This window comes from Colwellia sp. Bg11-28 (assembly GCF_002836245.1).
Classification (GTDB): Bacteria; Pseudomonadota; Gammaproteobacteria; order Enterobacterales; family Alteromonadaceae; genus Colwellia; species Colwellia psychrerythraea_A.
In genome coordinates this window covers 39,631-66,055 of sequence record NZ_PJBA01000004.1, presented here as the reverse complement: position 1 = coordinate 66,055, position 26,425 = coordinate 39,631, and the positions used below count along the sequence as shown (strand labels likewise).

General features: G+C 37.4%; 23 protein-coding genes. 12 read left to right on the top strand and 11 right to left on the bottom strand.

Annotation, left to right across the window (positions count from 1 at the left end):
* The first annotated feature begins 100 nt into the window (after nucleotides 1-100).
* Both CXF79_RS04090 and CXF79_RS04085 read left to right on the top strand, forming a co-directional pair.
* Nucleotides 101-1,057, top strand: coding sequence for a LysR family transcriptional regulator (locus CXF79_RS04090; RefSeq protein ID WP_101154068.1), 957 nt, complete (start codon nucleotides 101-103; stop codon nucleotides 1,055-1,057).
* A gap of 80 nt (nucleotides 1,058-1,137) precedes the next feature.
* A complete protein-coding gene (locus CXF79_RS04085; RefSeq protein ID WP_101154257.1) occupies nucleotides 1,138-2,421 on the top strand; it encodes a lytic murein transglycosylase in 1,284 nt (427 codons plus the stop codon).
* A gap of 59 nt (nucleotides 2,422-2,480) precedes the next feature.
* Here the strand turns inward: CXF79_RS04085 and CXF79_RS04080 are convergent, their stop codons facing one another.
* On the bottom strand, nucleotides 2,481-3,245 hold the full coding sequence (locus tag CXF79_RS04080) for a Crp/Fnr family transcriptional regulator (protein WP_101154067.1): 765 nt from the start codon (nucleotides 3,243-3,245) through the stop codon (nucleotides 2,481-2,483).
* 361 nt (nucleotides 3,246-3,606) lie between these two features.
* On the opposite strand from CXF79_RS04080, the gene dnaK reads away from it, so the two are divergent.
* Nucleotides 3,607-5,508, top strand: coding sequence for a molecular chaperone DnaK (dnaK, locus tag CXF79_RS04075; protein ID WP_101154066.1), 1,902 nt, complete (start codon nucleotides 3,607-3,609; stop codon nucleotides 5,506-5,508).
* Nucleotides 5,509-6,039: 531 nt separating this feature from the next.
* A complete protein-coding gene (gene argJ / locus CXF79_RS04070; RefSeq protein WP_101154065.1) occupies nucleotides 6,040-7,314 on the top strand; it encodes a bifunctional glutamate N-acetyltransferase/amino-acid acetyltransferase ArgJ in 1,275 nt (424 codons plus the stop codon).
* A 55-nt stretch (nucleotides 7,315-7,369) separates the two neighbouring features.
* On the opposite strand, the gene CXF79_RS04065 is transcribed toward argJ, so the two are convergent.
* Entirely contained in the window at nucleotides 7,370-7,564 is a 195-nt protein-coding gene (locus CXF79_RS04065; RefSeq protein WP_011042148.1) for a (2Fe-2S)-binding protein, read from the bottom strand.
* 209 nt (nucleotides 7,565-7,773) lie between these two features.
* Between CXF79_RS04065 and CXF79_RS04060 the strand changes: the two genes are divergently transcribed.
* Nucleotides 7,774-8,478 (top strand): VC0807 family protein, encoded by a 705-nt coding sequence (locus CXF79_RS04060; protein WP_011042147.1) that lies wholly within the window; start codon nucleotides 7,774-7,776, stop codon nucleotides 8,476-8,478.
* 52 nt (nucleotides 8,479-8,530) lie between these two features.
* Nucleotides 8,531-9,790 carry an endonuclease/exonuclease/phosphatase family protein gene (locus CXF79_RS04055; protein WP_232769073.1) on the top strand — a complete coding sequence of 420 codons (1,260 nt, stop codon included), beginning with the start codon at nucleotides 8,531-8,533 and terminating at the stop codon, nucleotides 9,788-9,790.
* Between the two features lie 64 nt (nucleotides 9,791-9,854).
* Here CXF79_RS04055 and CXF79_RS04050 read toward each other — a convergent pair whose 3' ends face one another.
* Nucleotides 9,855-10,772, bottom strand: coding sequence for a pyridoxamine 5'-phosphate oxidase family protein (locus CXF79_RS04050; protein ID WP_101154064.1), 918 nt, complete (start codon nucleotides 10,770-10,772; stop codon nucleotides 9,855-9,857).
* Between the two features lie 9 nt (nucleotides 10,773-10,781).
* Complete coding sequence (locus CXF79_RS04045) at nucleotides 10,782-11,216, bottom strand: VOC family protein (RefSeq protein WP_011042143.1); 435 nt, start codon at nucleotides 11,214-11,216, stop codon at nucleotides 10,782-10,784.
* Between the two features lie 146 nt (nucleotides 11,217-11,362).
* Here CXF79_RS04045 and CXF79_RS04040 point away from each other — a divergent pair, with 146 nt between their 5' ends.
* Nucleotides 11,363-11,908, top strand: coding sequence for a TetR/AcrR family transcriptional regulator (locus CXF79_RS04040; protein ID WP_011042142.1), 546 nt, complete (start codon nucleotides 11,363-11,365; stop codon nucleotides 11,906-11,908).
* A 71-nt stretch (nucleotides 11,909-11,979) separates the two neighbouring features.
* Here CXF79_RS04040 and CXF79_RS04035 read toward each other — a convergent pair whose 3' ends face one another.
* The 3 genes from CXF79_RS04035 to CXF79_RS04025 form a co-directional block, all read right to left on the bottom strand.
* Complete coding sequence (locus CXF79_RS04035; protein WP_232769072.1) at nucleotides 11,980-13,143, bottom strand: PQQ-dependent sugar dehydrogenase; 1,164 nt, start codon at nucleotides 13,141-13,143, stop codon at nucleotides 11,980-11,982.
* Nucleotides 13,144-13,434: 291 nt separating this feature from the next.
* Nucleotides 13,435-14,985 (bottom strand): DEAD/DEAH box helicase, encoded by a 1,551-nt coding sequence (locus CXF79_RS04030; protein WP_011042139.1) that lies wholly within the window; start codon nucleotides 14,983-14,985, stop codon nucleotides 13,435-13,437.
* Nucleotides 14,986-15,550: 565 nt separating this feature from the next.
* Nucleotides 15,551-16,168, bottom strand: a complete 618-nt coding sequence (locus CXF79_RS04025) for a DUF5610 domain-containing protein (RefSeq protein ID WP_011042138.1) — start codon at nucleotides 16,166-16,168, stop codon at nucleotides 15,551-15,553.
* A gap of 296 nt (nucleotides 16,169-16,464) precedes the next feature.
* Between CXF79_RS04025 and CXF79_RS04020 the strand changes: the two genes are divergently transcribed.
* Nucleotides 16,465-17,535, top strand: coding sequence for a CobW family GTP-binding protein (locus tag CXF79_RS04020; protein ID WP_101154062.1), 1,071 nt, complete (start codon nucleotides 16,465-16,467; stop codon nucleotides 17,533-17,535).
* A gap of 162 nt (nucleotides 17,536-17,697) precedes the next feature.
* Here CXF79_RS04020 and CXF79_RS04015 read toward each other — a convergent pair whose 3' ends face one another.
* On the bottom strand, nucleotides 17,698-18,036 hold the full coding sequence (locus CXF79_RS04015) for a zinc ribbon domain-containing protein YjdM (protein WP_101154254.1): 339 nt from the start codon (nucleotides 18,034-18,036) through the stop codon (nucleotides 17,698-17,700).
* Between the two features lie 359 nt (nucleotides 18,037-18,395).
* On the opposite strand from CXF79_RS04015, the gene CXF79_RS04010 reads away from it, so the two are divergent.
* Nucleotides 18,396-18,734 (top strand): GIY-YIG nuclease family protein, encoded by a 339-nt coding sequence (locus CXF79_RS04010; protein WP_101154061.1) that lies wholly within the window; start codon nucleotides 18,396-18,398, stop codon nucleotides 18,732-18,734.
* A 34-nt stretch (nucleotides 18,735-18,768) separates the two neighbouring features.
* Here CXF79_RS04010 and CXF79_RS04005 read toward each other — a convergent pair whose 3' ends face one another.
* On the bottom strand, nucleotides 18,769-19,710 hold the full coding sequence (locus tag CXF79_RS04005) for a LysR family transcriptional regulator (protein WP_232769071.1): 942 nt from the start codon (nucleotides 19,708-19,710) through the stop codon (nucleotides 18,769-18,771).
* A gap of 174 nt (nucleotides 19,711-19,884) precedes the next feature.
* Here CXF79_RS04005 and CXF79_RS04000 point away from each other — a divergent pair, with 174 nt between their 5' ends.
* Both CXF79_RS04000 and CXF79_RS03995 read left to right on the top strand, forming a co-directional pair.
* Nucleotides 19,885-20,592, top strand: coding sequence for a pirin family protein (locus tag CXF79_RS04000; protein WP_101154252.1), 708 nt, complete (start codon nucleotides 19,885-19,887; stop codon nucleotides 20,590-20,592).
* A gap of 307 nt (nucleotides 20,593-20,899) precedes the next feature.
* A complete protein-coding gene (locus CXF79_RS03995; protein WP_101154060.1) occupies nucleotides 20,900-21,829 on the top strand; it encodes a transporter substrate-binding domain-containing protein in 930 nt (309 codons plus the stop codon).
* A gap of 940 nt (nucleotides 21,830-22,769) precedes the next feature.
* On the opposite strand, the gene pgi is transcribed toward CXF79_RS03995, so the two are convergent.
* Together pgi and CXF79_RS03985 are read right to left on the bottom strand one after the other, a co-directional pair.
* Entirely contained in the window at nucleotides 22,770-24,419 is a 1,650-nt protein-coding gene (pgi, locus tag CXF79_RS03990; RefSeq protein ID WP_101154059.1) for a glucose-6-phosphate isomerase, read from the bottom strand.
* Nucleotides 24,420-24,478: 59 nt separating this feature from the next.
* Entirely contained in the window at nucleotides 24,479-25,417 is a 939-nt protein-coding gene (locus CXF79_RS03985; protein WP_101154058.1) for a sugar kinase, read from the bottom strand.
* A 182-nt stretch (nucleotides 25,418-25,599) separates the two neighbouring features.
* Between CXF79_RS03985 and CXF79_RS03980 the strand changes: the two genes are divergently transcribed.
* The gene (locus tag CXF79_RS03980; protein ID WP_101154057.1) at nucleotides 25,600-26,343 is read left to right on the top strand and encodes a FadR/GntR family transcriptional regulator; all 744 of its coding nucleotides are present in this window, start codon (nucleotides 25,600-25,602) and stop codon (nucleotides 26,341-26,343) included.
* The last annotated feature ends 82 nt before the right edge of the window (nucleotides 26,344-26,425 follow it).

The following is a 26,425-nucleotide window of genomic DNA, read 5'->3' as shown; positions in this document are numbered from 1 at the left end:
TTATTCCTTAAAACATTAAATTCTCTGGCAACATAGTAACCGTCCTTATGATGTGATTAAATATCACTAACTTCATATTACTTGTGACGAAACTTCACCTATGGATAAGTTAAGCTTGCTAAAGCTATTTGTTAACGCGGTTGATCATGGTGGTTTTGCGGCGGCTGCAAATCACTTAGGTTTGTCTGCATCGACCGTGAGTAAAGGAATGGCACGCCTTGAAGATAATCTTAGTATTAAACTATTCAACCGCTCTACCCGTCAGGTTCATTTAACTGATTCAGGTTCTCGTTATCTAATCACGGCAAGGCGAATAGTATTAGAGCTAGAACAATGTGAACAAGACTTAAAAAAAACCAATGATCTGCCATGTGGACAGGTTAAAGTAAACTTGCCAGTGTCTTATGGTCGGCTTTATGTGATGCCGTTATTACAGGAGTTTACTCAGTTATATCCAGACATCACCTTGGACGTTTCGTTTAATGATAGTTATGTTGATATTTTAGAACAGGGCATTGATTTAACCATTCGTACCGGTAAACTCGATGACCAACGGCTGGTTGCACGAATGCTGAGCCCAATTGATTTTATTCTTTGTGCCTCACCTGCCTATATTGCTGCTAATGACTTTCCTACCTGCGCCGCAGAATACTCTCAACATAGTTGGATTCGTTTCAAATACCCTCAGTCTGGACGTTTAATGCCCATCACGGTCGATGAAGGTCATGGGGTTGAGAGTTATGATCCTGGCAGTCAGTATATTGTTAATGATGGTGAAGCCCTGGCTGAGCTATGCGCCCAAGGGCTTGGTTTAACCCAACTACCCCATTTTATTGCCCGCGACTGGCTGAAATCGAAAAGCATTGTCCCTATTTCATCTTTTCTTCGTTCATCAGAAGGCGTTTATTGTGTTTATCCAAAACGCGAGTTTTTACCCACCAAAGTCAAAGTACTCATTGAATATTTACTCATGAAAATTGAACAAAATGGTGAGAATACTTATCACACTTGGGCTGAAACCTTACAACCGGTAGCACATGAAAAAAACGGTGATTAATGATTGTTATCAAGGTAAAATTTAATCATAGAATTGCTACTTATTCTAAACTTTCAGCTTTAGCCAAGGAATGCCCATTCATGCTCTCGTCAAATCGACTTATTAAAAACACACTCAATCTTTTTCATTTTAGAAAATTAATCATGCTATGCGCATTATTTCCTTTACTAGCGAATGCCACAATTGCCGATGAGGATTTTCTCCAGTGCAAAGTAAATTTAGCTAAACGCGCTGAAATCGCAGGGTTTTCATCCTATATAACCCAAACCGTTATTGATAATATTTCCCCCATTAAGCGAGTGATTGCTTTAGATAAAAAACAACCTGAATTTACCCAAACCTTTGAGCAATATATTAAAGCAAGAGTTACCGATTATCATGTGCGAGTGGGAAAAGAGAAACTAAAGAAAAATAAAAAACTGTTTGATACCTTAGAGAAAAAATACGGCGTGCCACGCCAATATTTAGTCTCTTTTTGGGGTTTAGAAACAGTCTTTGGCAAGCATAAAGGTAAAATGTCGGTACTTAACTCTTTAGCCACCTTAGCCTGTGATGAACGTCGTAGTGAGTTTTTTACCCTAGAATTATTAAACTTGTTCACCTTAATTGAAACCAAGCAAGTTGCTGTTGAACAACTGCAAGGCTCTTGGGCTGGTGCGATGGGCCATATGCAATTTATGCCTACTGCCTTCTTAAAATATGCCGTTGATGGTGATAATGATGGCAAAGTCGACATTTGGAAAAGCGAGGTTGATGCCTTAACAACGGCGGCCAATTACTTAAATAAAATCAGTTGGCAGCCTAAAGAACGCTGGGGCCGAGAAGTTAAATTACCAACAAACTTTGCCTTTGATAAAGTGGCTTTTGATCAATATTACCCACTTGATTATTTTAAAGAATTAGGCGTAAAAAAAACAAATAACCATTCATTATCAACTTATGACATTCAGGCTGAGCTATATCTACCTTCAGGCCATAAAGGACCTGCATTTTTACTCTACCCTAATTTTAATGTGATTATGACGTGGAACCTTTCGAAAAGTTATGCACTGTCAGTAGGCCTATTAGCTAATAAATTAGTTGGCGCTAAAGGCATTGAGTTTTCACACAAAGCGCAAACTAACGTGAAACCTTATAGTGTTGCACAGATGAAAAACCTACAAAGCCAACTCAATTCATTAGGCTTTGAAACAGGCGAGCCTGATGGTATCTGGGGACCTAAAAGTAGACAAGCCATTCGATCATTTCAGCTGCAGCATCAACTGATTGCTGATGGATATCCAAATAAAGAAGTTTTTGTCAAAATTAACTTAGTGACTAATAAAACCAAGGATAGTATGTCGAACATCAATCAAGAGAGTTGATTGATGTATGCGTTTACGGGGTTAAGTCATTAACTTTTATTGTGCGTTTAGCTACTCAACTAGGTATTAGAAAAAGGAGCATTAGCTAAATTTTGCGTGTATTTTGCTTCTTTTTCTAATGCTTCTAAATCTTTAATAATGAGTTGATTACGCTTTTTATCAATGACATCTTCTTTTTTCCAGTGTTGTAATTGTTTATTAATCACTTGTCTAACTGAACCAGTCATCCGTGCCAACGTTTCATCGTTTAACCCATTCACTAAATGATGCTGGTGCTCTTCTTCTTTAGTACCCGTATAAAACTTAATTTTATTAATATGCTCTAAAATAATACGGCTTAAACGTGTTGTTACATCGTGTAAAATTAGACTACTTGCCTGTTGTTCTTTTTCACGCATCTTTTTCGCTATGTAAGGCATGAATTGTTGGTTAAATTCAGGATAAGTCCACAGCCAATGTCGCATAGTTGACAGTTTTACTGACAGTAATTTTACCGTTGTTAAAGGTGAAATAATAACTTCATGGGGTTTATCATCTAATAGCACCATTAAATCAAAACAATCGCCAGCATAAAGCATATCTAACGTTGCTTCTCTGCCTGTCTCAGGGTTACTTTGTTTAATTTCTATATTACCTTCAATCACCACAAAAAAGCGTTGTGTTAAAATGTCAGAATTAATGTAATCGCCCTTATTCCATTGATTGAGCTGAAATTCTTGTTGAAAATCTTCAATTAATTTTGTCGGTAAATCGGCAAAAAGGTTAGCTTGTTTAACTAACGCGGGATTCGCTTTTTGAGGTAAATGAGTATCATCTTTATGCATAAATAAAGTAATTTTAGTTGTAACCTAACCAGATGTTTTTATTCTACCGAGTTATGACTATATAGCAAAAGTTAATATTAGCTTTAATCACCTCACACTCCCATCGCCTTAATACATTGATATTTAACTTTAAAAATTAAACATAGAAACTTACGCATACTGTCATATTTATGACAGAAGCACTTCCTTACCTTGAGTATCATAGCCTCATAAACCAAACATCTAACGGTAAACCATCAATCTTCGTCGGTTTATCTCGGATTGTTTTAGGGGCAAAATTACTTACAAGTAATTGCCATACGGTTCATTTTTTATGAACCCCTTTTTATTAGATTCTTTTATTAGATAACAGGTGATTATTATGACTAAGATTATTGGTATAGATTTAGGTACAACAAATTCATGTGTCGCGGTTATGGAAGGTGGCATTGCCAAAATTATTGAAAATGCAGAAGGTAGCCGCACAACCCCATCAATTGTTGCTTATGCAAATAATGAAACGTTAGCGGGTCAACCCGCAAAAAGACAGTCCGTGACCAATTCTACCAACACATTATTTGCGATTAAGCGATTGATTGGTCGTAAATTTGACGATAAAGAAGTGCAAAAAGACATTAAGTTAGCGCCTTATAAAATAGTAAAAGCGGACAACGGTGATGCGTGGGTTGAGGTCGATGGTAAAGCATTGTCTCCACAAGAGGTGTCAGCACAAATTTTACGTAAATTGAAAAAAGATGCTGAAGCCTATTTAGGTGAAACGGTGACAGATGCGGTTATTACCGTGCCGGCATACTTTAATGATTCGCAGCGTCAAGCAACCAAAGATGCAGGTAAAATTGCAGGACTTAATGTTAAACGTATTATTAATGAACCCACTGCCGCAGCATTAGCCTATGGCGTTGATAAAAATAGTAACGCTGATCAAAAAGTGGTGGTTTACGATTTAGGTGGCGGTACTTTTGATGTTTCAATTATTGAAATATCCAATGTAGACGGTGAAAAACAATTTGAAGTATTAGCAACCAATGGTGATACCTTTTTAGGGGGTGAAGATTTTGATTTACGCTTAATTAATTACCTTGCTGATGAATTCAAAAAAGAAAGTGGTATTGATATTCATCAAGATACTTTAGCGTTGCAACGCATTAAAGAAGCGGCTGAAAAAGCGAAGATCGAGTTATCATCGGCACTACAAACAGAGGTGAATTTACCGTACGTTACGGCTGATGCCAGTGGTCCTAAACACTTAAACGTAAAAGTTACTCGAGCAAAATTAGAATCATTAGTTGATGATTTAGTAAAAAGCACCATCGCACCGTGTGAACAAGCATTAAAAGATGCTGGTTTAAGTAAAGCTGATGTTAGCGAGGTAATTTTGGTGGGTGGTCAAACACGTATGCCAAAAGTGCAAGAAGCCGTTAAAACCTTCTTTTCTAAAGAACCACGAAAAGATGTGAACCCAGATGAAGCGGTTGCAATGGGTGCTGCAATTCAAGCGGGGGTGATGTCAGGCGCTGTAGATGATGTGTTATTACTTGATGTAGCACCACTATCACTCGGCATTGAAACGTTAGGTGGTGTAATGACTAAACTTATTGAAAAAAACACCACTATACCAACCCGCGCTTCTGAAACGTTCTCTACGGCTGAAGACAATCAAGCTGCGGTAACAGTACATGTGTTGCAAGGGCAACGTGAAATGGCAACAGATAATAAATCGTTGGGTCAATTTAACTTAACGGATATTAATCCAGGTCCACGAGGCTCAGTACAAGTTGAAGTTGCCTTTGATATTGATGTTAATGGTATTTTGAATGTGTCAGCGAAAGACAAAGCAACAGGCAAGGAGCAAAGCATTAAAATTACCGCCTCAAGTGGCTTAACGGAAGATGAAATTAATCGCATGGTGAAAGAGGCTGAACTGCACGCGAGTGAAGACAAACAAAAGCGTGAGTTAGTTGATCAACGTAACCAAGCAGATCAATTAATTCATACCGTGCAAACGTCAATGACGAGTTTAGCTCAAGATCAACAAACGGAGCTTAAAACATTAATTGAGCAACTGAAAATGGCAGTTAATGGCAGTGATAAAGCTGCAATTGAAATGCGTCAAAGTGCATTACAAGAAGCTTATAGTAAAACCATGCAAACTGAACAAGCGCAATCGCAACAAGCAGCTCAGCATCAAGGTAACGCTGCCAATGATGGCGCTAAGGATGAAGATATAATTGATGCTGATTTTGAAGACGTAAGCAACGGTTAATCATGAAGTGATTACTGATAAGTTAACTTTTAACAAATCTGGCTTATTAATATCATTCTTATAAAGAGTGAAAGTAAAACCCCTAACATTTATTGTTGGGGGTTTTTTATTACTTAACCTGAACTCTGGATAAGCAGCACTTGCTCAACATTCCTCTTCATCCAATTCTCAGCGTTAAAACGTCGATAAATAGCCAGCTATTCATAAGTAACAATCTAAGTTGTTGATTTTACTTAAACATCAAGCACTCATTATCCAGAGTTCAGGTTACTTAAAAAATCTACGCTTTAAAAACTAAATTTAATAACTCAGTTTTAATAAATAACAAAAATGCAACGTTCTCCGGTGAGATACATTCAGCACTGTTACTTTGAATGTACCTGAATATACTTGAATGGATTCTAAAGCGAGCAAAAGAATGTCGAGACAACAGAAAACTGCATTTTATCCTAGGTTACCTAAATGATTCTTTTGCATAAAAACCCATAAAATAGTAATATTTATCTACTTTTATATTATTAATAATTCTTTATGCCTGTCAATTTACCTGAAATAGTCCCTGCTTCACTTACGCCAATTCAAGGCATTCGCCTAGGTTGGGCTGAGTCAAATATTAAAACACAAAACCGTAAAGATTTACTCGTTATAGAAATCTGTGATGGTAGTGCAGTCTCTGGTGTTTTTACCCAAAACCGTTTTTGCGCTGCGCCAGTAACCTTGTGTAAAAAACATTTAGATGCAGTAAAAAATAATGCTATTACGGGAAGCAATGTATCAGGCATCAAGGCATTAGTCGTAAATACAGGCAATGCTAACGCAGGGACAGGCGAGCAAGGCATGTTAGATGCACTAACAACCTGTCAACATTTAGCTGAAATTATGGCTATCCCAGTAGAGTCCATATTACCTTTTTCAACAGGCGTAATTTTAGAACATCTGCCTATGGATAAGCTCTTAGCAGGTTTACCACTTGCGGTGACTAATTTAACTACTGACAACTGGGCTGATGCTGCTTCTGCAATTATGACCACGGACATTGCCCCTAAAGCTTATGCGACTCAGGTAAAGGTTGGTGGTGAAAGCATCAATATTACCGGAATATCCAAAGGCGCTGGCATGATCCATCCTAATATGGCGACCATGTTAGGTTATGTAGCAACCGACGCTAATATAACGCAATCGTTATTAGATAGTATGACTAAAGAAATTGCAGACTTATCATTTAACTGCATCTCTGTTGATGGCGATACTTCAACAAATGACTCCTTTATTGTTATTGCTACCGGGAAAAGTAATGCTGTGGCTATCACAAGCCCTAATGATAAAGGTTACCAAGAAGTTTTTGATGCCTTACTTGAAACCTCTCAGTACCTAGCTAAAGCCATCGTTCGTGACGGCGAAGGCGCAACTAAGTTTATAACGGTCACCGTTAAAGGTGCGTTATCTATTGATGAAGCAAAAACTATCGGTTTTTCTATTGGTAAAAGTCCCTTAGTAAAAACAGCAATGTTTGCTTCTGATCCTAATTTAGGCCGTGTACTTGCTGCTATTGGTTATGCTTCACGTGAGTGTGATTCATTAGCTGATTTAGATACCAACCAATTAGAACTTTATTTTGGTGGTTTATTAGTGGCTGAAAAAGGGGGACGTGCCGCAAGTTATAAGGAAGATGAAGGACAAGCGATAATGAACGAAGCAGAAATTGATATTACCGTGCAACTCCATCGAGGCAATGAAGAGTCAACTATTTGGACCTGTGATTTTAGTTATGATTACGTCAAAATTAATGCAGAGTATCGAACTTAACTGCATTGATAGAACAACATTTCACCACTAGTTATGTCGTGTTTTCTCTAACTGTTCAACGGTTAATATTGTCAACTAACTGTTGAACATGGTCATGGCATTCGCCGCATCGAGGGAATGTATCATTGTATTGCATGATTTCAGCATACTCTTCTTCGCCTTCATGAATAGCCTCTTCAATATTATCGATATATAGCTCATTGCAAGTGCACACTAGCGTTGGGTCTTGCAGTTTTCTTTTTTCATTCATAATAATTGGCTTTATCTGAGTAAAATATTTTTAGGTTAAATTTAACTTCAATGATTATACCTATAACCAAGCAAGATGCATGTTTCAGATTGTTGGAATTAAAATAACTGCGTCAGAATCAATTATCTTACCTGCCCCTTTAGCTTTGTGATCTAATACCAGATGAAATATACTTACTTATCTCAGTGTTTCCAAATTATGAAGTTATCGTGTCTATTCAAACAAAAGCCAAACGCCCTAATAATATCCTGTTAGAAGTCATTTTTAATATTGCTGTTCCATCGATTGTTTTAATGAAGTTATCGGGAGATGAATATTTAGGCTCTATGTATGCTTTGATTTTGGCATTATTATTTCCTATTAGTTATGGTTTGTATGACTTTATTAAAAACAAGTCGATGAACTTTATTTCATTACTTGGCTTTTTAAGTACCTTCTTAACCGGTGGCATTGGTTTATTTGAATTAGATGTGGAATGGTTAGCCATTAAGGAAGCAGCAATACCTTCAGCTATAGGGCTAGTAGTACTTATATCAGGCTTTTGGGGCAAACCGCTTATTGCCAAAATTTTATTAAATCCTATGTTATTTAATTTAGATTTAATCTATGAGTCACTATCAAATAAAAATAAAACAGATAAATTTAAAGCTAAAATTCAGTGGGCAAATCACTTGTTAGCAGCAACATTTGTTTTTTCTGCGACGATGAATTATCTATTAGCAAAATGGATAGTAGTTAGTCCTGCAGGTACCACGCAGTTTAATGAACAGCTTGGAGAAATGACTTTATTAAGTTATCCCGTCATTGCTATACCTTCAACGATAATGTTGATGGCAATCATGTTTTATGTGGTCAAAAGTGTGATGAAGTTAACGGACTTAAAATTAGAGCAAATATTAAACGCTGATAAATAGAGTCCCTTCCCCACAACAACATTACTGGTTTTTAATTAGATAACTTTACTAAATGATGAGGTACAATTATCACTCATCACTTAGGCGAGTTATCATCATCAGCGACAACAATAAAACAGAAATAGATCAATCCCCTTCTTCTGAAACCCTCTCAGTATCTGTAGCAAATACGCAACTTAAAGTTGCTACTTTCAACTTGTTTAATTACCTTGAACCGCCAAATGCTTATTATGAGTTTGAGCGCATTTATAGTGCTGAGCAATGGGCAAAAAAGCAAAAATGGGTTGCTGAATATCTAAGTGAATTTCAGCCTGACATTATTGGTTTTCAAGAAGTTTTTAGTGCCGATTCATTAAAAGAATTAGTTGCCGCACAGGGGTATGCCTATTTTGCAGTGGTTGATCAACCTACTGTTATTGATGACTTTATTTATCGTAGTCCGGTGGTAGCCATCGCCTCTCGTTATCCTATTACTGAGGTGGCTGCAGTAAAAGCAAATACTGAACTAGCGCAAACATTAGGCTTAGCCAATGATTTTTCTTTTAGCCGAAAGGTCATTAGAGCGACTGTTGAACTCCCGCATATGGGCAAGTGTGATTGTTATGTTGTGCACTTTAAATCTAAGCGTTCGATGATTGAAATCGATGAGAAAAAGAACCATTGGTCGCCAGAAAAAACGATTATAGAAAGTCTAAAAGCTAACGTGGCGGGTGGTTGGGGTTCAACCATACAACGCGGCAGTGAAGCGACGTTATTAATGATTGATATGATTGAACGACGCGAGGCTACAGGCAACCCTATGGTATTAATGGGGGATTTTAATAATACCTTAGACGATGGTGTGTTAAGTCATTTGCTGACAAATACTTTACGTTTTGTTTCTGCCATTGACCGTGATGCTTATCTTGCTAAGTATTGTTTAAATGACGCTTGGGATTTACTTCAAACAGCAATCAAGAATGAACAAGATGAAGCGAGTAAAGCTGATGAAGATAGTAAAAATACAACAGATATAGTAGATATAGTAGAAAAAACTGATACTGCTGATACTGCTGATACTGCTGATACTAAAAATAGTAGTGCTCGCGAAGAGCAAATTGTGCGTACGCCAACACATTATTTTGGTGCTGGTAGCTCGGTACTCGATTACATTTTATTATCGTGTGAATTTGATGCCAGTTACCACGACAGTCTTTATCAAGTCAGCGCTTACGATACTTACGATCGACACTTAATTAATCCTATTTTCGAGCGTGATGGCGAAAGTACAGATCATGGCATTGCGTTAGTGACATTAACGTTAAGATCCTAACACCAGTAAAATATTTAGGGTGAAGTGTTCATATCAAGCTTTAACGTCATTCATTATCTAATGCTTAAAATTGTTGGATATAAGCTAAGCCATTATTGAATTGCTCTATTTTTATTGGCGTAAAACATAACGAGCGCTTTACCTTTCCAGCAGCTAACACCACGCTATCTTGCTGCTCATCATGCCATAAGATTTCACTTGATACAGCGATCTTCAAAACATGCCCTGTCTGCCAATCACAGAATAATAAGCTCGCGATAGGGTTTTCAAGTAGATTACCTAAAGTATTAAAAAAACCATTACCCACATAATCATCAACCAATAATTGTCCGGCTGCATTAATCGAAACAAAGCCAACTTCACCTCCTCGGTGAGAAACATCAACACCTCGGTTCCTAAACTTCTGTCCATCATCAAAACTACTAGCAATAAAGAAAGTATCTGCGCTAGAGATTATCTCTCTATATTTTTGACTAAGTTGATCGAGGCTCACAGTGGTAAATTCACTATAAGATCTATTCGGAGCAAACTCTTTTGGTTGAATATATTTTGGGCAATTACCGTAGCTTTGTAACACCTTAACCTTAATATTTTTTTGATTGATATCAGTAATAATACCATTAATACGGTTACGTCTTTTAGTATCAAATTCAATCCCTACTAGCCCAATATGGTCACCTTCCCTTAGATCCTCAATGATAAAATCGCCTATAGTGCTTTGAGTATTCATCACTAACTCCGTTTCAGTCGGTGATTGAATAAATCCTGGCGCACCAAATAAAACACTGGCATAAGCGTTTGAACAATGACCGGTATAACCTACAAATATCATCGACAGTGACTGAAAAAAATCACGGTGTTGTTGTGGCATAAATTCACGAATAAATTTAGGGCCAATTTCTGCCATACGTTCATCAGTGCCTGCTCGTTGCTGAACAGCTAACTCACCTTGGTGCCAACTAGAGACTATTTCATTGTCCATTACTGTTCCTTAGGCACTAATCAATTCAAGTCTAATACCACCTGGAATAACACACATCATGTGCTGAAAAGGTGATTGTCCTAATGGCTCCGGTGCAAATTCAATATCAACATTATCAAGCGTAGCAAATTGCTGATGTAAATATTGTAAGTGCTCAATATTAGCCACCTTAAGTGCAAAGTGATGTAAACCAATATTGTTTTTACGGTCGAATTCAACTGAATTTTCTGAGTCGTTAACTTGCCATAGTGTCAACATCACAGTGCCATCAGAAATAAAAATTGACGGATATTCTTCTTGTCCACCAACGTGATGAAAATTCATCTGTTCAATGAAGAAAGTGGATGTTTGCTTAATATCTGGCACAGTAAGTCCCAGATGATGAATACCTAACGTATTAGTGGTAGCGATATTAGCATTGGAGTCAGTTGTGGTCTTGCACATAAATAATGGCCTTTCTTTGGTATGATTAATTAAAATTCACACTAGGTGAACAGATCTGTACATAAGCATAGGTGAACAGAACTGTTTACGTCAAGCGAAAAATTGGTATAATTTAACAATAACTACAAAAGCAATGATGAAATCACATGCAACCAAGAAGACAACACCTGATCGATACGGCGTTAACATTATTCAATCAGCAGGGATATCACGCGACCGGTATTGATTTAATTTTGTCTCAAGCCAAGGTATCAAAAGCCACCTTGTATAAACATTTTCGCAGTAAAGATGAATTGATACTTGCCGTATTAGAGCAACGACATCACCAAGTATTATCGATGCTATCGTCTAAGATAGACGATCTAGAAAAAGAGAGTTCTCTTGGCATATTCGCTATATTCGATGCGTTGCACGAGTGGTTTAATAGCGATACTTTTTACGGCTGTAATTTTATTAATGCCAGTGCCGAATATTCTGACGCCCAACATCCAATCTTTTTATTCTCACAAAAACACAAACAACAGGTTGTAGAACTTATTAAAACTAAGTTACCTGCTGGAAATGAAAGTAAAGCAGATCAAATTGACTTATTGATTGAAGGGGCTATCGTGATGGCGCACACCAGGGGCATGAAAAAATCAGCATTAATGGCAAAAGAAATGGCAAAAAAACTGATCCTGCCAAGTGATTGATAAATAATACTTAAATACTAATCAGTATAAGATTTTAGAGATAAATAGCTGATTTATATCGTGAAAACTAATTAAAGCTTCGGTATTAATTTATAAATCCCTTGGCCATCCACCGCAACATAAACATAGCCGTCTGGTCCCTGTTTAATGTTGCGTACTCGTGTAAGTTCATCTTTAACGACTTCCGCCTTAACAGCTTTATTTTCTGCTAAAGTAACCATAACTATCTGGCCAAACTTTAATGAGCCTACCAGTATATTACCCTGCCAATGAGGATATTTATTACTGGTTACAAATGCCATACCTGAAGGTGCTATCGAAGGATCCCAATACCATAACGGTTGTTCCATGCCTTTCTTTTGAGTTAAGTCGGTAATCTCAGTGCCTGAGTAGTTAATACCATAACTAATGATTGGCCAACCGTAGTTTTTACCTTTGCCGATAAGATTAACTTCATCACCACCACGTGGACCATGTTCATGAGTCCAAATATCGCCAGTTATTGGGTGTTTAACCATACCTTGAGGATTACGGTGACCATAGGAATAGATAGCCTTTTTAGCTTTATCATTATTAACAAAGGGATTGTCATCAGGTATACGGCCATCATCATGTAATCGATAAACTTTGCCTGCATCGCGTGTAATGTCTTGAGGGTTAACATCTCTTTGACCTCGGTCACCAATAGAGAAATACAAATACCCTTGGTTATCAAAAACTAACCGACTACCAAAATGAACACCTTTTCTATCATAAGCTTGAGCGACATAAATATCTTCTTGGTCGGTTAGCATCTTGTCATTGAGTTTAGCTCGCATTATCGCCGTGCTTTTATTACCTTTGTTATCTTCTTTTGCGTAAGAAAAATATATCCAACCATTGTTGGCATAATCTGGATGTACTGCGATATCAAGTAAACCACCTTGGCTGCCAACCGCTATCTCTGGCAAGTCGGAAATTGTGTCAGCAATGCTTTGTCCTTTTTGCAGTCTCTTTAATTCGCCGTCACGCAGGGTAATTAATAAATCACCATTAGGTAACCACGCCATTCCCCAAGGTATTCCGGTATCAGCAAAGTGTAATTTAGCCGTGATATTTTCATTAAATTGACTAAGGCTGGCCAGTAACGTTTCATTGCTATTTGCAACAAAAGGAACAAGTGTACAACAGGCTATTATGGATAACGTTTTTCGGGCTAACTTTATCTTGAGCTTGATATTACGGAATAGTGACATAGTGGTTATACCAATCGGATTAATCATGATGAGTCGATATTTCATCATAATCAATTTAGCAGTAATTTAAAGCGAAACTTGTTACAAGTAATGTCAACGGAGTAACATAGGCTTTTCTGTGGGTGTGTATTGGTTGAATTATTCGCGTGAAGGATCTTTGACTAACTTTTACTCTGGCTCACCTAATGTCGAAGCGCAAGCCTGCACAAAACAGGCATTATACCCATCGGATTAAATGCCTCTCCTGTGAATCAACTTGTGAAAAGGCTTTATTTTATTCAGCTATATATTTTAAGACTTGGTTACTACTTCTTTGACACCTAAATCTTGCATAGCAATTGAGGTTATCAAGTTGCTAACTCTGAGCGGTAAACCTCTAATAGATTGGTTTTGGGCGTGTAGTCCTTCAACTAATGCAGTGCAGCTATCAACTAATGCATCACTATAAGCAAACCCTATCAGGGCAACTAACTTAACCATAGCTACTTCATCAAGCATTTTGCTACTTTCGTCTTGCTGTTCATACACGATATTAACCAATTCGATAGTGCTGACCAGTTTTTCCATTCTAGGGTTTAACCTGAGTAACGCTGCTGCTCTATTACTTGCTGCTCTATCAACAAGTTCCTTGCTGGCAACCAACCCATCCCGAGGTTTTCTGCGAATAACAGGTGCTCTTTTCTTGACAACCTTACGCTCGATTGATTCATTGTAGGTGAACTCGCCATCAACAAATTGACCTATATTGGTTACGCTCAATCGTTCAGCCATTATCGCTGCAGATTTCGAAGTTTTACGAGTAAAATCTCTAAGATCCTCAGCAAAACCATGGGTAGAAATACATTGTGCTAAATCGAGTATTAATGCACTAGTCTTGCCCTTTGACGCACGCAAACACCTGCCGATAATCTGCAAGTACAATCTTAATATCTTGGTCGGTCTCGCTAAAACAACGCAATCAGTGGTGGGATCATCAAAGCCAATCGTTAGCATAGACATATTGATTATTAGCCTAACTTCGTTTGACTTATATCTACGGATGCTTTCATCATTTTCATCAGACGAACGCTGAGAATGAACACGCTCATGTTCAATACCAAGTAAATCAAAAGCCTCAGACAGTGACTCTACATGATTAATAGAGTTAGCAAACAGCATTACTTTACGACCATGAGATAGTGCATCATCAACGGTCTGTTGTGCCACTAAAGAGCAATGTTCCAGTAATATATTATCTAAACCAGAGACACTAAAGTCACCTCGATACATTTTGACAGCACTGTAATCTATCTCTTGAGATAGACTAGGTACTTTGTAAACCGGCTTGGCTAATTCACCCGCTTCAATCAGCATCTTAGTAGTCGTTTCTTCAATCAATTGCATCGACTTATCAATATAAACGCCTAATCTATCAATGGGCGTGGCAGTTAGGCCTATAATTAAGTCAGGAGATAACTCTTCACGCATCGCGATATAAACGCCGCCCATGCATCCCACATGATACTCATCACGTAAAAGCACATCGCACTGTATGTTTAGGTGTTTTCTTCTGCCAAATGACTGCTCCATTACCAAAGTAACATCACCGCCAGCTATATACTTATAACCTGACTTAACAACACTAACAGACAAGCCATTAATAGTGAGGGTGTGCAATAATTGAGGAACCAATGCCGCATTACGTAAACTAATGACGACTTTCTTGTCCGGCATTGCTTGGCACAATTTAAGTATACAGATACTCTTACCGCCCCCCGTAGGTAATGCAATAATGGAGTTAGCTCCAGCGTCAATAGCCTTACGGACGCTGTTAATCTGATAATCTTTTTCTAATACCTTCATGCCATACTACTCGGGCTTAATTCTAGTGTTTATCTGGTAAAATCCAGTAAGTGTTACGTCTTCGTTTTTTACAACGAAACCTCTCTTCAATAAGATTCAGGCCTGATTTAACACAAGTCTTTTCAAGAGGGGGCATCATTATATACCTAAACTACTGCAAGATGCAGAATTGAGCGTGACTAAAGAAGTATTTAACTACAGATCAAGATCAAGATCATAGATAGTTGACTGCTTGAGTTGAGTTTTTTGCTCTTTTTCATCCAAAAAATAGAGCGTTATTATATATTCAAATTACTTTAAAATGCAGGATTCAGCAGGAATGAGAAAGACATCAAGACAAGGCATTGATTGAATAGAGTGGTTATTGAGGAAAATATGCTCAATATAATTACGTCTGCATTCTCTAATAAGCTGTATTCGTGCCGTGTCCTTCCCGAAACCAATAACATAACATAAAGCATCGAAACTAGCCCTTGGGAGGATACTGAATCAGAGTACAATGGCGTAGATTCAGCTTATCAATTAACAAGAGTACCCTTGCTAATTCCACGAAATTATCTAGGGGTTACTCTTCTTCTGTCTGACTAAAAGAATCAACGAAAGACTGTAATCCTTGTTGCACTAATTCATAGGTTTTATCAATATTAGTAGCAATATCTCCCTCTAATACTTTTAAACTACCAAGTATATCTTTGGCTTCGCTAAAACCTTGCTCAATACCGCCACCAATAATATCAACAAAACTCGCTAACGATTCTTCTGCATCCATTTCCGGGTGCTGCTCTCGATAAGAGCCCAATAACTGAGTACTAAACGAAACAATACGCTCCGCAGTCGCTTCGGGACTAAAATCAATGCCTGACTCATAAGCATCTTCAACGCTACTTTCAACCCCGCGTTCTTTAAGCGCTTCGTTGATTCCCTGTAAGGCGGTTTTTAACAACAGTGACAGCGGTTGATCACCGACTGTGTTACTAAATTTCAATGTCGACTCTATAATTGCAGCATTAAGTTGTTTTTTATTACTGACAGAAATAGGCTCTTGTACTTCCCCTATTTTTTTCTCATGGGCAAGATCCGATACTTGTTGACCCATGGGTCCATTTTCTTTTTTATCCTGCGCTTTTGCTAAAGATCGAACATCTTGGCTAAAGGTAGCATTGGGTTTAATTGATGAGTCCATAATATCTATCTCTATTTATCAAAGCATTTATTAAAGCATTTATTAAAACATGTATAAGAGTATCGGCACGGTGAAGTATAACTTAAGCACCAAGTCCTAGAAGTTAGGACAGCTAATTATTTTATTCATTATCGGAAGCATAATCGTCATGTCGCCCGCTCAAATCATAACGTTATTAAGATAAGCCCAATAAACACTAGATTAAGAAATGATAAGCTTGTGATAGTATTTAAGCTACCTCATCACCCACAGTACTATTTTCTCATCAACCTTTGCCTTAAGCCGAGTAACATTTCATGTTCAGCCAGATATCGTCAAAAATTTCAGCTATCCCTACTACCCTCATTACCGGTTTTTTAGGGGTAGGAAAAACGACAGCAATATTGCAATTACTTGCCAATAAACCCAACAATGAAAACTGGGCTGTGCTTGTTAATGAATTTGGCGAAATAGGGATAGATTCTGCATTACTCGCTGGTAGCAGTAATGAACAAGGGGTATTTATTCGTGAAGTTCCGGGGGGTTGTATGTGCTGTGCCTCTGGTGTGCCTATGCAAGTCGCGTTAAACCAACTCATTACTAAAGCCAAACCTGACAGACTACTTATAGAGCCGACAGGTTTAGGTCACCCAAAAGAAGTGGTTGAAGTATTAACCAAGGGAAAATTTCAAGAAACAATATCACTGCAGTCAATTCTCTGTTTAGTCGATGCTCGAAATCTTATCGATAAGCGCTATACAGAGCATCCATCATTTGTTCAGCAACTCAACGTGGCAGACACCATCTTAGCGGCAAAAGCAGACACCTACTCAGAGCAAGATGAGGAAAACTTAGCACTATTTATTACCGAAAATGAGCTAACCGATAAGCCATTACACCTAATGCAGCACGGTAACATTGCCCCTAGTTGGTTAGCGCAACAACCTAAAACAGTAATAGTAACTAAACCAATGATTGGTATTGCGGTCCCTTCTTTACACGAGAGTTCACATACGATTGAACTCGGTTATAAAAAAGAGCGTGAGCAGAGCCAAGCGCTACAAACAAGACTAGCACAAGAGGGATTTATTGAACTCAATAATCATGGTGAGGGTTATTTCAGTAAAGGTTGGATTTTTTCCGACAAGTACCAATTTAACTATAAACAATTATTCGCATTCATAACCGCATTAAAGGTTTCGCGTGCAAAAGGTGTGATACTTACCGAACAAGGGAGTTACGCCTTCAATAAGGCAGGGAGTGAATTTAGCTGCAACAAAGTCACTGATTCAAAAGATAGCCGTATTGAGCTAATTGATACCAATGAAAATGCTTTAAATATTGTTAAAAGCGGAGACTTATTATTGCTAACGAAAAACGCCCGATAGTTATTCACCACGAACACTATGCTGTAACACTTTATAAAAGCACTGACTCATAATTGCTATTTATGGCTGGTAATGGCTGGCCCAATGGTGGTGTTACCCTGAACTAAGCAAACCATTACAGGTACTTAGTTCAGCTTTAAATTCTTATTCTGCCTTGCTTACCTAAGCCCTTTTCACAAACTTGGCGGTAACCATCATTTCACCTGCTCCATCTACTTTACAATCGAGTTGATGATCTTTACCTTCTACTATTCTCCTGATAACAGCTTTAGTACCCACTTTAAGTACTTGAGAACTACTTTTAATTTTAAGGTCTTTAATCATAGTAACTTTGTCGCCTTCATTTAACAGGGTTCCATTGAAGTCTTTAACGGTAAAAAGTTCTATTTCAGCAAGCTGTTCTGATGGATCCCATTCATGTGCACACTCAGGGCAGATCAACAGGCTTTGATCTTGGTAAATAAATTTTGAATTACATTTGGGGCATGGTGGAAGTGACATAAATTTCTGCTTTAATAATTTTATTTTAATCATATCTCAAATACTAGATTTCATCGACATTCCTTTTGGTAGCGCCAGCTAGCCTACTATGGGGATTACTAAGAAGTGTCATTTAGCACGGCATGAACATTAATAACTCAAATACCCTCTACTTAACCGACACCTTAACTAGCACTTTCATGAAGGTTCATTGATCCGTATCAACTCCCCGTTCGAATAATTAATCAAGAGATATAAATCAGGTGAAGATCAATATTTCTAAGCAGCACACACGCTACAGTAGCCCTATCAATAAGAGACTTAACTACAATAAAAAGACGAATGAATTCCAGATTTTATTCGTCAATGAGAGCTTACTAATGAGTATGGATAATTCACAACAGCGCATAAATCCTGACAACGTTGCTTTTGGTAATGTTTATATAATGACCCATTCAATTTTCTCAAATGTGATTAAAATTGGCTGCACTCCTGATGATACTGAGGAGTATGCAAAATCACTTTCGGCGAAAGGTCCTGGTGATTATAAATTGTATTTTTCTTTGCCATGCAATAACCCATGTCAGATTAAAAAACAGTTAAGAAAACATTTCGATGCTGAACAATACGTTAATGAGTTTTATGAAGTTTCTCCAGAAATAGCAAAAAGTGTATTAAAAAGAGAACTGATGAAAATACCTGTTTTAAGCATCCATTAAAAGGCTTTAATGCAAACAAAACACCTTAGTTAACTCAATACTGATCCCAATAAGGATCGTTACCAAAGCGTTCAACCAAAAAATCGATCAAACTACGCACTTTAAGCGGTAAGTGTCTATTCGGCGGATAAACAGCGTAGGCATGCATACTTTCTATTTTATAATCTGCTAATACTGGAACAAGTTTTTTAGTGGCTAAAGACTGCCAGACAATGAAACTAGGTAAGTAGGTGATACCGTGATTTGATTCCGCCAAAGACTTAAGAAAATCGCCATTATTGGCAATAATATGTGGCTCAAAATGCACAATATGTTCTTCACCCTCTTTATTCAATAATTTCAGACCACCTTGGTCTAAATTGCCATATTTAATCACTTTATGTTTTTTTAAATCATTTGGCGTTTTTGGCTCTCCCTGTAATTTAAAATACTCAGGACTCGCACATAACACATGTTTTATCGGCGCTATTTTTCGGGCTTGCAAGCTCGAATTATCTAACTGGCCAATGCGAAAAGCTAAATCGACACCCTGCTCAACAATATCTATTTTTTGATCGGAGAAATTAATGTTCAACTTTAAATCGCTATGCTGCTGCAAAAACAAATCAAGCGCCGGTGCCAAGTGAGTCAGCCCAAACGATAACGGCACTGCAATATTTAGTGTGCCCTCTAATGCTCTTTTACTGCTAGAAGTTTGGCAGTTCAATTCATCCACTTCATCAATAATGAGTTTACTGCGTTGGTAATAACGCTGACCTGCTTCGGTAATACTGGACTTTCGAGTGGTACGATTGATTAACTTAATACCCAGCTTTTGCTCTAACAAAGATAAGCGCTTACTTACCGCAGACTTAGCGATATTCATCTGTTCTGCTGCTTTGGTAATACTGCCCGTTTCAACAACACGCAGAAAAATATACATATCTTCAAGTTGTCCCATATCATCTCCAAAATGATCAAGAAAGATTGTTTCCATTTAGTTAACTATGTTTTCAGTTAACTAATGTTTATTCTCATAATGTAAACAATTAATATTTGTTCATCAAGTTTCAATCACAATCTAATGGTTGAACAGACTATTTTTAAGATAAACGTAGAGCATAAAGATGGCTCAAACGACGAACAACAATTTATTAGAGAGCTGTATATTATGATCAAACATTATCCCTATAAAAGTCTTGGTGGCGCTAATCACGGTTGGCTCAAATCTAAGCATCACTTTAGTTTTGCTAATTACTATAATCCTACCCGCATGGGTTTTGGAAAGTTACGTGTAATCAATGATGACTGGGTTGAGCCAGGTATGGGCTTTCCTTCGCACCCACACCGAAATATGGAAATTATTAGTTTTATTCGTTCAGGTGAAATTACCCATCAAGATAGTACGGGTAATAAAGGCATAACTAAAACAGGTGAGGTGCAAGTGATGAGTTCCGGAAAAGGTATTGTGCATTCAGAATATAACCGCACCAAAGATCCGTTAACCTTTTATCAAATTTGGATTGAAACCAATAAAAATAACGTGACGCCTCGTTGGGAAAGCAAAAAGTTCCCCACTAAGCAGGCAGCTGTACTTACTTTATTAGCATCAGGTTATCCAGAAGATAAGGATAAAGCCCTTTTTATCAACCAAGAAGCACGCATCTATGGTGGTAAATTAGCTAAAGGTACTCTGATTGAGCAAGACATTAGACATCAAGCTTACATATTAGCCTCTGATGGTATGTTCAAAGTTGAGGACAGCTCCGCAAATATAACGATGAACAAAGGTGATGGTGCCGAAATCAGTCAATCAAGTTCAATACGATTGAGAGCAACTACAGATTGTGAAATTATTATTATCGACACCATAAAATAGACACTAATTGCTGCGATGAATGCAAAATGACTACAAAAAATGACAGTGTTCATTTTTGTTCATCAGGGATGATGAACAAAGGTAGATACTCTTTGAGCAGCAATTCAAGGAACTTTAACCACAGTAACAATCAGTTAACTTACCCTTGAAAAAACTGAGTAAATTAAGGCTTACACAACAGCGAAAATTCCCCATAAACATTACGCATAAAATTCCGATAAAGAGTCACTTTAAACCTAACGAAGCTAGGTTAATAAATAAAATACGGTTAAAATAGACAGAAGTCACACTCAACAGACGTTTTCCCTTGAATCTACTTTCACCGTCACCAATGATAAGCTCCTTCATTAGTCTTGCACTTTTTATTGGCACACTGTTTAGCGCTCCTGCGCAAAGTGATCATGTGCATGAACAAGGCAGCAAGAAAAAAATAATTTGGCTAGTCGAAGACAAACTTGAAAACATAGATCTATTAGCTAAAACCTCTGCGGAAACATCAACTGCTTCTTATATTGAAAATTTAATTATTCAGCAATTAACCCAATACAATATTAAAATAGAGCGAGTGACCGCAAGTCGCATGAATCGAGTACTGCAGACAAAGGAAAATGCCTGTGTAGCCAATAGAGCAAGTACACCAGAGCGTAGGGAATATTCGCTCTTTTCAGATCCTCAAAGCTTTTACCTAACTCATAAACTTTACCGCTTTGATCCAAAATCAGCGTTACCAAAACAATTATTTAATGCTGAGGGAGAAATTAAAGATCTTCCCAAGGTATTTAAGTTATTACCTGAAAAAACCATAGGTCTTGCACAGGATGTTTCCTTTGGTAATTTTCTTGACCAGCAAATACACAAAATAAAACCCGAAAACATCTATTACCGTGGCGGCAATAAACGTGTTGTCGCACTATCGTCCATGTTATATAAATCACGCGTCGACTTTGTACTTGCCTTACCCGTGGATATAACCCCAAATGAAGCCCAAGAGCAGCTGATAGAACAATATACTATTGCTGGAGCGCCTCCTTATCTCATTGCCCATTTCAACTGTTCAAATAGCCCATTGGGCCAACGTGTTATTAACGATATTAATGACATATTAGCCAAGGTTTATAAAACTAAAGACTATTATCAAGCACACAAAAAATGGTTCTCAGACAAACAACTGGCTGATTTACAAATTTTTCTAGCTGAAAATTTCGCTGAAAAACACTACATCAACCCAACGCAATAAGACTCACTGTGGGCTCCCTCAGCCCTACTCTGTTTACTGAATTCATAGTTAACGTGAGTTTATGTAGAAGCTAAATAAAGATCGAAACAAAAATCCCATGCAAGCCGACTTATGCCGTTGAGCAAAAATGTGCTTTTGTGAATAAAGATAGAAACAAATGTGGCAGTAAGTTTTATTTATTAAAAAAGTACCAAAAAACACTCCAAATAAAGTTGGAACCTGACTTCAACTGGTATAAGTGAACCTTAATAATCATTCGAAACACATTATGAAATAACTATGTTAACGTCTTCTGCGCATTGCTGACGTTGGCTGTTCTTTAGGTCAACTGATAGCCAATTGCGGAAGTTAGCTTTTGAGTTAATAACAGCAGAGCAGAGATTCTAAAACTTCCTTTTTCATTCAAAATTCCATCCATTCACAATTGAGATTGTGCCGAAAAGTTTTGCACGGAATTGGATCTAAATCCCCAAAGCGGACATTGAAATATGTAAGTGTTAAATGAATTTAGAATGTTAACTCTAACTCGCTTCCGCCCCCAAAGTTAAATAGAAAGTATTAATGATTTGATGCTGATATTTAGATCCGTATTAAATGCTGCAATAATCGACTACCCAAACTTGACTAAAAAAGCTAACTTAATTATACGTGGCAATGAACTTTAGTCAGGAGCTCATTGATAACATCATCTTCGGAGTCTATTGTCGAAGGTCAATTTTATTTTAGCTTGGATTCGAACCTAAAATACCACTGGAATGACGTTTTCGATCAATTTTTAATTGTGCCTGATTGATATACATAGGCATGTAAAGATATTATCGTTTAGGTGATTAACTATCTAAAGTATTTCTCATACCTGTAAAAATTTTATCAAACACAATAAATTTTTTTTGCACATGATATTGTTTACTTTGTAAACAACCGCAAGCTGCTAATCAGTTTACGGATTGACATTTTTCATAGATTGATAGTAATTTATCAACTCTTTCGTTGAACTGTCATGCGCCGGATTAATTGTTCCGCTGCAAAGCTCAGCCTCTATTTTATTGGCCAGTCCTTTACCTAGTTCTACGCCCCATTGATCAAAAGAACAAATTTGCAAAATAATGCCTTGAACAAATATCTTATGCTCATACAGCGCGATTAAGCTGCCAATAGTTCTTGGTGAAATACGTTTCATCAAAATAGTATTGGTTGGCCGGTTACCTTTATGCACTTTATGCGGCGCTACTTTATCAATATAATCCGCTGTTCGACCCTTGGCTTTTAAATCTTCCCTTACTTGTTGCTCATCTACGCCATTCATCAAGGCTTGCGTTTGTGCGAAAAAATTCGCCATTAGGGTTTCATGATGCCCTTTCACCGGAGTAACACTCTCGACAGAGCCGATAAAATCGGCTGGAACAACATTGTTACTTTGGTGAAGATATTGATAAAAAGCATGTTGACCATTGATACCCAGTTCGCCCCAAATAGAGGGCACGGTTGAGTAATCTACTTCGACACCATCCCAAGTAACCGACTTGCCGTTACTTTCCATCTCAGCTTGTTGCATATAAGCAGATAACATATGTAAGGATTGATCATAGGGCAATATTGCTTGTGATTGTGCCCCTAAAAAGGTGCAATTCCATACACTAATTAAAGCCAAAATCACCGGTGCATTCTCAGCTAATGGCGTATTTTGAAAATGCTGATCAAGTTCTTGAGCACCTTCAAGTAACTCGATAAATTTATCAAAACCTAAATCTAGGGCAATAGGTAAGCCAATAGCCGACCAAAGAGAGAAGCGTCCACCAACCCAATCCCACATATCAAAAATATTGTGCTCGCTAATACCAAATTCGGTGGCATTTTCTTTATTAGCACTCACGGCAACGAAGTGTTTTTCCACTGCCATGTCATCAAAAGAAGAGCTGACTAACCATTTTCGCGCAGTATTCGCATTGGTCATGGTTTCTGTGGTGGTAAACGTTTTGCTAGAAATAATAAACAAGACATTTTCAGGGTTAAGTGGCCTAAGTACTTCAGCTATTTGTGTGCCGTCAACATTAGAAACATAATGAACATTCAAGCTATTATCACTGTATTGCTTTAAAGCTTCAGTAACCATTTGTGGACCTAGGTTTGAGCCACCAACGCCAATATTAACCACATCAGTAATACGCTTGCCTGAGTAACCTTTCCAATGCCCTTCCCTAATGCTAAGACTAAAAGTTCGCATTTTTTCTAACGTATCTTCAACTTGATCGGTAATATTTTCACCATCAAGCAAAATGGCATGCTGGTCTCGATTACGTAATGCAATGTGTAATACGGCGCGATCTTCAGTACTGTTAATTCGTTCTCCTGAAAACATTTTGTCGCGCCATGACTCAACATCACACTCTTTAGCTAACGTAACCAGTTTAGCCAGGGTTTCTTCAGTGACTAAATTCTTTGAATAATCTAATAACAGAGAAGATAGTTTTATTGAAAATTTATTGAACCGTAGGTTATCGTTATCAAATAATTGATTAAGATGTGCTTGCTTAATTTCATCAGCATGACTAAGTAATGCTTTCCAACTAGGTAGTGAGGTTCTGCTCATAAGGGATCCTACTAATAATAGACTAAATAAATGACGTCACTTGTTAAACGGTTGTAATTTTAATTCTGTTGAGAGTGGATGAAATTATTAAAGATTTTTTCATCGATAATGGCCCCTCTATGTTGAATAACAATTTCTGAAAGTCTACATGCTTGCGCTATCGCTTCTACAGCGTTATAACAACTCATTTTTGCGCTTAAGAAACCACTATTAAATGCATCGCCTGCTGACGTTGTGTCAATAACATTATCAACAGGATTAATATCAAAAATAAACTGTTCTGTTGTTGAGCGATAAAAAACACCATCAGCGCCATTCTTGATGATTAATTCATCTATTGAAAAATCACAGAGAAAATTATCAAGCTCGGTAAAAGAATGTAACTGATAAAGTAAATAAAAGTCCTCAGTACCCGCAAAAACAATATCACTTAGCGAAAAGGCCTTAGAAAATTGCCGCTTAGCCTCATCATGATTAGACCATAAGCGACTACGAAAATTGGAATCAAAAGCAATTTTGATGCCCGCGTTGCGTAAATCAGTAACAAGCCTCCAAAACTCAGTTAGTTCATTTTTATCAAGAATAGCAATAGAGATACCCGAAAAATAGAAAAGGTCACACTGTTCAATAAGCTTAATTTTTTCATGCTTACTAAGTTGTGAAATGGTAACTTTTGCAGCAGAAGTATCACGCCAATAAACAAAATTTCGTTCACCGTCATCTGAGGTTTGAATGAGATATGCCCCTGGTTGCTTATCACTTACACGCTTTACCAAGTGTGTATTAATATCATTCATTCGAAAGTCGTTCACCATACTTTCACTCATAAAATCGTTGCCAATAGCGGTTAAAAAAGAAACATCTGTGTCGCCTTTTAATAATCTCTTTATATAAACAGCTGTATTGTAAACATCGCCAGCAAACGATTGTTTATAAGTATTTTCTGCATCAGGTGAAAATTCAACCATGCATTCCCCCATAACAACAACATTTTTCATTTTTATGAAATTCCTTGAAAACACAACCTAAGTTATATGATATCATACAACCTAAGTTACTCAAGTAGAATCTATCACATTGAATAATAATTCAATGAAATTGCAGATTTTGTTAAATAAATCATAAAAATCCTGTAATATCATGATCAGATAACATTAAAATACATTAAAGGAGATTTGCTGTGACATCAGAAGCATTTAATATTGGACAACTACAAAGCTCTCGCAGCTTAACCAATGATTTAGTTGAATCACTAAGGAGCAAAATCTTAGGTGGCAACATGGCTGCAGGTACCAAACTTCCTCCGGCAAAAGATATCGAAGAACAAGCTGGCGTAAGCCGTAGTGTCGTGCGTGAAGCAGTCGCCGCATTGAAAGCAGAAGGGTTAATTATTAGCCGCCAAGGTGTTGGTATGTTTGTCGCCAATAAGTCACAAATACAACGATTCGAAATAGACAGTAAAGAGTTTAGCTCAATAGAAGATGCTGTTAAAATACTCGAATTAAGAATGGCTGTTGAATTAGAAATGACCTCTATGGCAGCAAAAAATCGCACCAATGAGCAAATGGCTCATATTTGGGATTGTCTTGCTAAATTTGATAAAAAGCTAGCTCAAGGAGATGACGCAGTAAAAGAAGATCTAGCGATTCATTTGGCTATTGCAAACGCGTCTGGAAATCCTTACTTCGCAAGATTTATTAAGTTTATTGGTGAAGGAGTCATTCCTGCCAGAGAAATTATTACTGATAATGAAACAAGCGTGGATTCAATTGAATATTTAAAACTTATTCAAGCTGAGCATAAAAAAATAGCCGAAGCGATTGAAGCACAAGAGCCAGAAGTTGCACGCTATGCAACATTAGAACACTTAGGTAATAGTCGTAAACGCCATTTAAAAATCATCAGCAACATGAAAAATCAGTAACAACAGAAAAAATTTAGCCTAACCATTAATAAAAATTAATAGTTAGGCTTTTTTTTCCTAAAAAACACTGAGGAACACAAAT

Excerpts from the sequence above, each read along its gene's own strand:
- CXF79_RS04090 (WP_101154068.1), top strand. The coding sequence starts at position 101 with ATGGATAAGTTAAGCTTGCTAAAGCTATTTGTTAACGCGGTTGATCAT.
- CXF79_RS04085 (WP_101154257.1), top strand. The coding sequence starts at position 1,138 with ATGCTCTCGTCAAATCGACTTATTAAAAACACACTCAATCTTTTTCAT.
- CXF79_RS04080 (WP_101154067.1), bottom strand. The coding sequence starts at position 3,245 with ATGCATAAAGATGATACTCATTTACCTCAAAAAGCGAATCCCGCGTTA.
- dnaK (WP_101154066.1), top strand. The coding sequence starts at position 3,607 with ATGACTAAGATTATTGGTATAGATTTAGGTACAACAAATTCATGTGTC.
- argJ (WP_101154065.1), top strand. The coding sequence starts at position 6,040 with ATGCCTGTCAATTTACCTGAAATAGTCCCTGCTTCACTTACGCCAATT.
- CXF79_RS04065 (WP_011042148.1), bottom strand. The coding sequence starts at position 7,564 with ATGAATGAAAAAAGAAAACTGCAAGACCCAACGCTAGTGTGCACTTGC.
- CXF79_RS04055 (WP_232769073.1), top strand. The coding sequence starts at position 8,531 with ATGATGAGGTACAATTATCACTCATCACTTAGGCGAGTTATCATCATC.
- CXF79_RS04050 (WP_101154064.1), bottom strand. The coding sequence starts at position 10,772 with ATGGACAATGAAATAGTCTCTAGTTGGCACCAAGGTGAGTTAGCTGTT.
- CXF79_RS04045 (WP_011042143.1), bottom strand. The coding sequence starts at position 11,216 with ATGTGCAAGACCACAACTGACTCCAATGCTAATATCGCTACCACTAAT.
- CXF79_RS04040 (WP_011042142.1), top strand. The coding sequence starts at position 11,363 with ATGCAACCAAGAAGACAACACCTGATCGATACGGCGTTAACATTATTC.
- CXF79_RS04035 (WP_232769072.1), bottom strand. The coding sequence starts at position 13,143 with ATGTCACTATTCCGTAATATCAAGCTCAAGATAAAGTTAGCCCGAAAA.
- CXF79_RS04030 (WP_011042139.1), bottom strand. The coding sequence starts at position 14,985 with ATGAAGGTATTAGAAAAAGATTATCAGATTAACAGCGTCCGTAAGGCT.
- CXF79_RS04025 (WP_011042138.1), bottom strand. The coding sequence starts at position 16,168 with ATGGACTCATCAATTAAACCCAATGCTACCTTTAGCCAAGATGTTCGA.
- CXF79_RS04020 (WP_101154062.1), top strand. The coding sequence starts at position 16,465 with ATGTTCAGCCAGATATCGTCAAAAATTTCAGCTATCCCTACTACCCTC.
- CXF79_RS04015 (WP_101154254.1), bottom strand. The coding sequence starts at position 18,036 with ATGTCACTTCCACCATGCCCCAAATGTAATTCAAAATTTATTTACCAA.
- CXF79_RS04010 (WP_101154061.1), top strand. The coding sequence starts at position 18,396 with ATGAGTATGGATAATTCACAACAGCGCATAAATCCTGACAACGTTGCT.
- CXF79_RS04005 (WP_232769071.1), bottom strand. The coding sequence starts at position 19,710 with ATGGAAACAATCTTTCTTGATCATTTTGGAGATGATATGGGACAACTT.
- CXF79_RS04000 (WP_101154252.1), top strand. The coding sequence starts at position 19,885 with ATGATCAAACATTATCCCTATAAAAGTCTTGGTGGCGCTAATCACGGT.
- pgi (WP_101154059.1), bottom strand. The coding sequence starts at position 24,419 with ATGAGCAGAACCTCACTACCTAGTTGGAAAGCATTACTTAGTCATGCT.
- CXF79_RS03985 (WP_101154058.1), bottom strand. The coding sequence starts at position 25,417 with ATGAAAAATGTTGTTGTTATGGGGGAATGCATGGTTGAATTTTCACCT.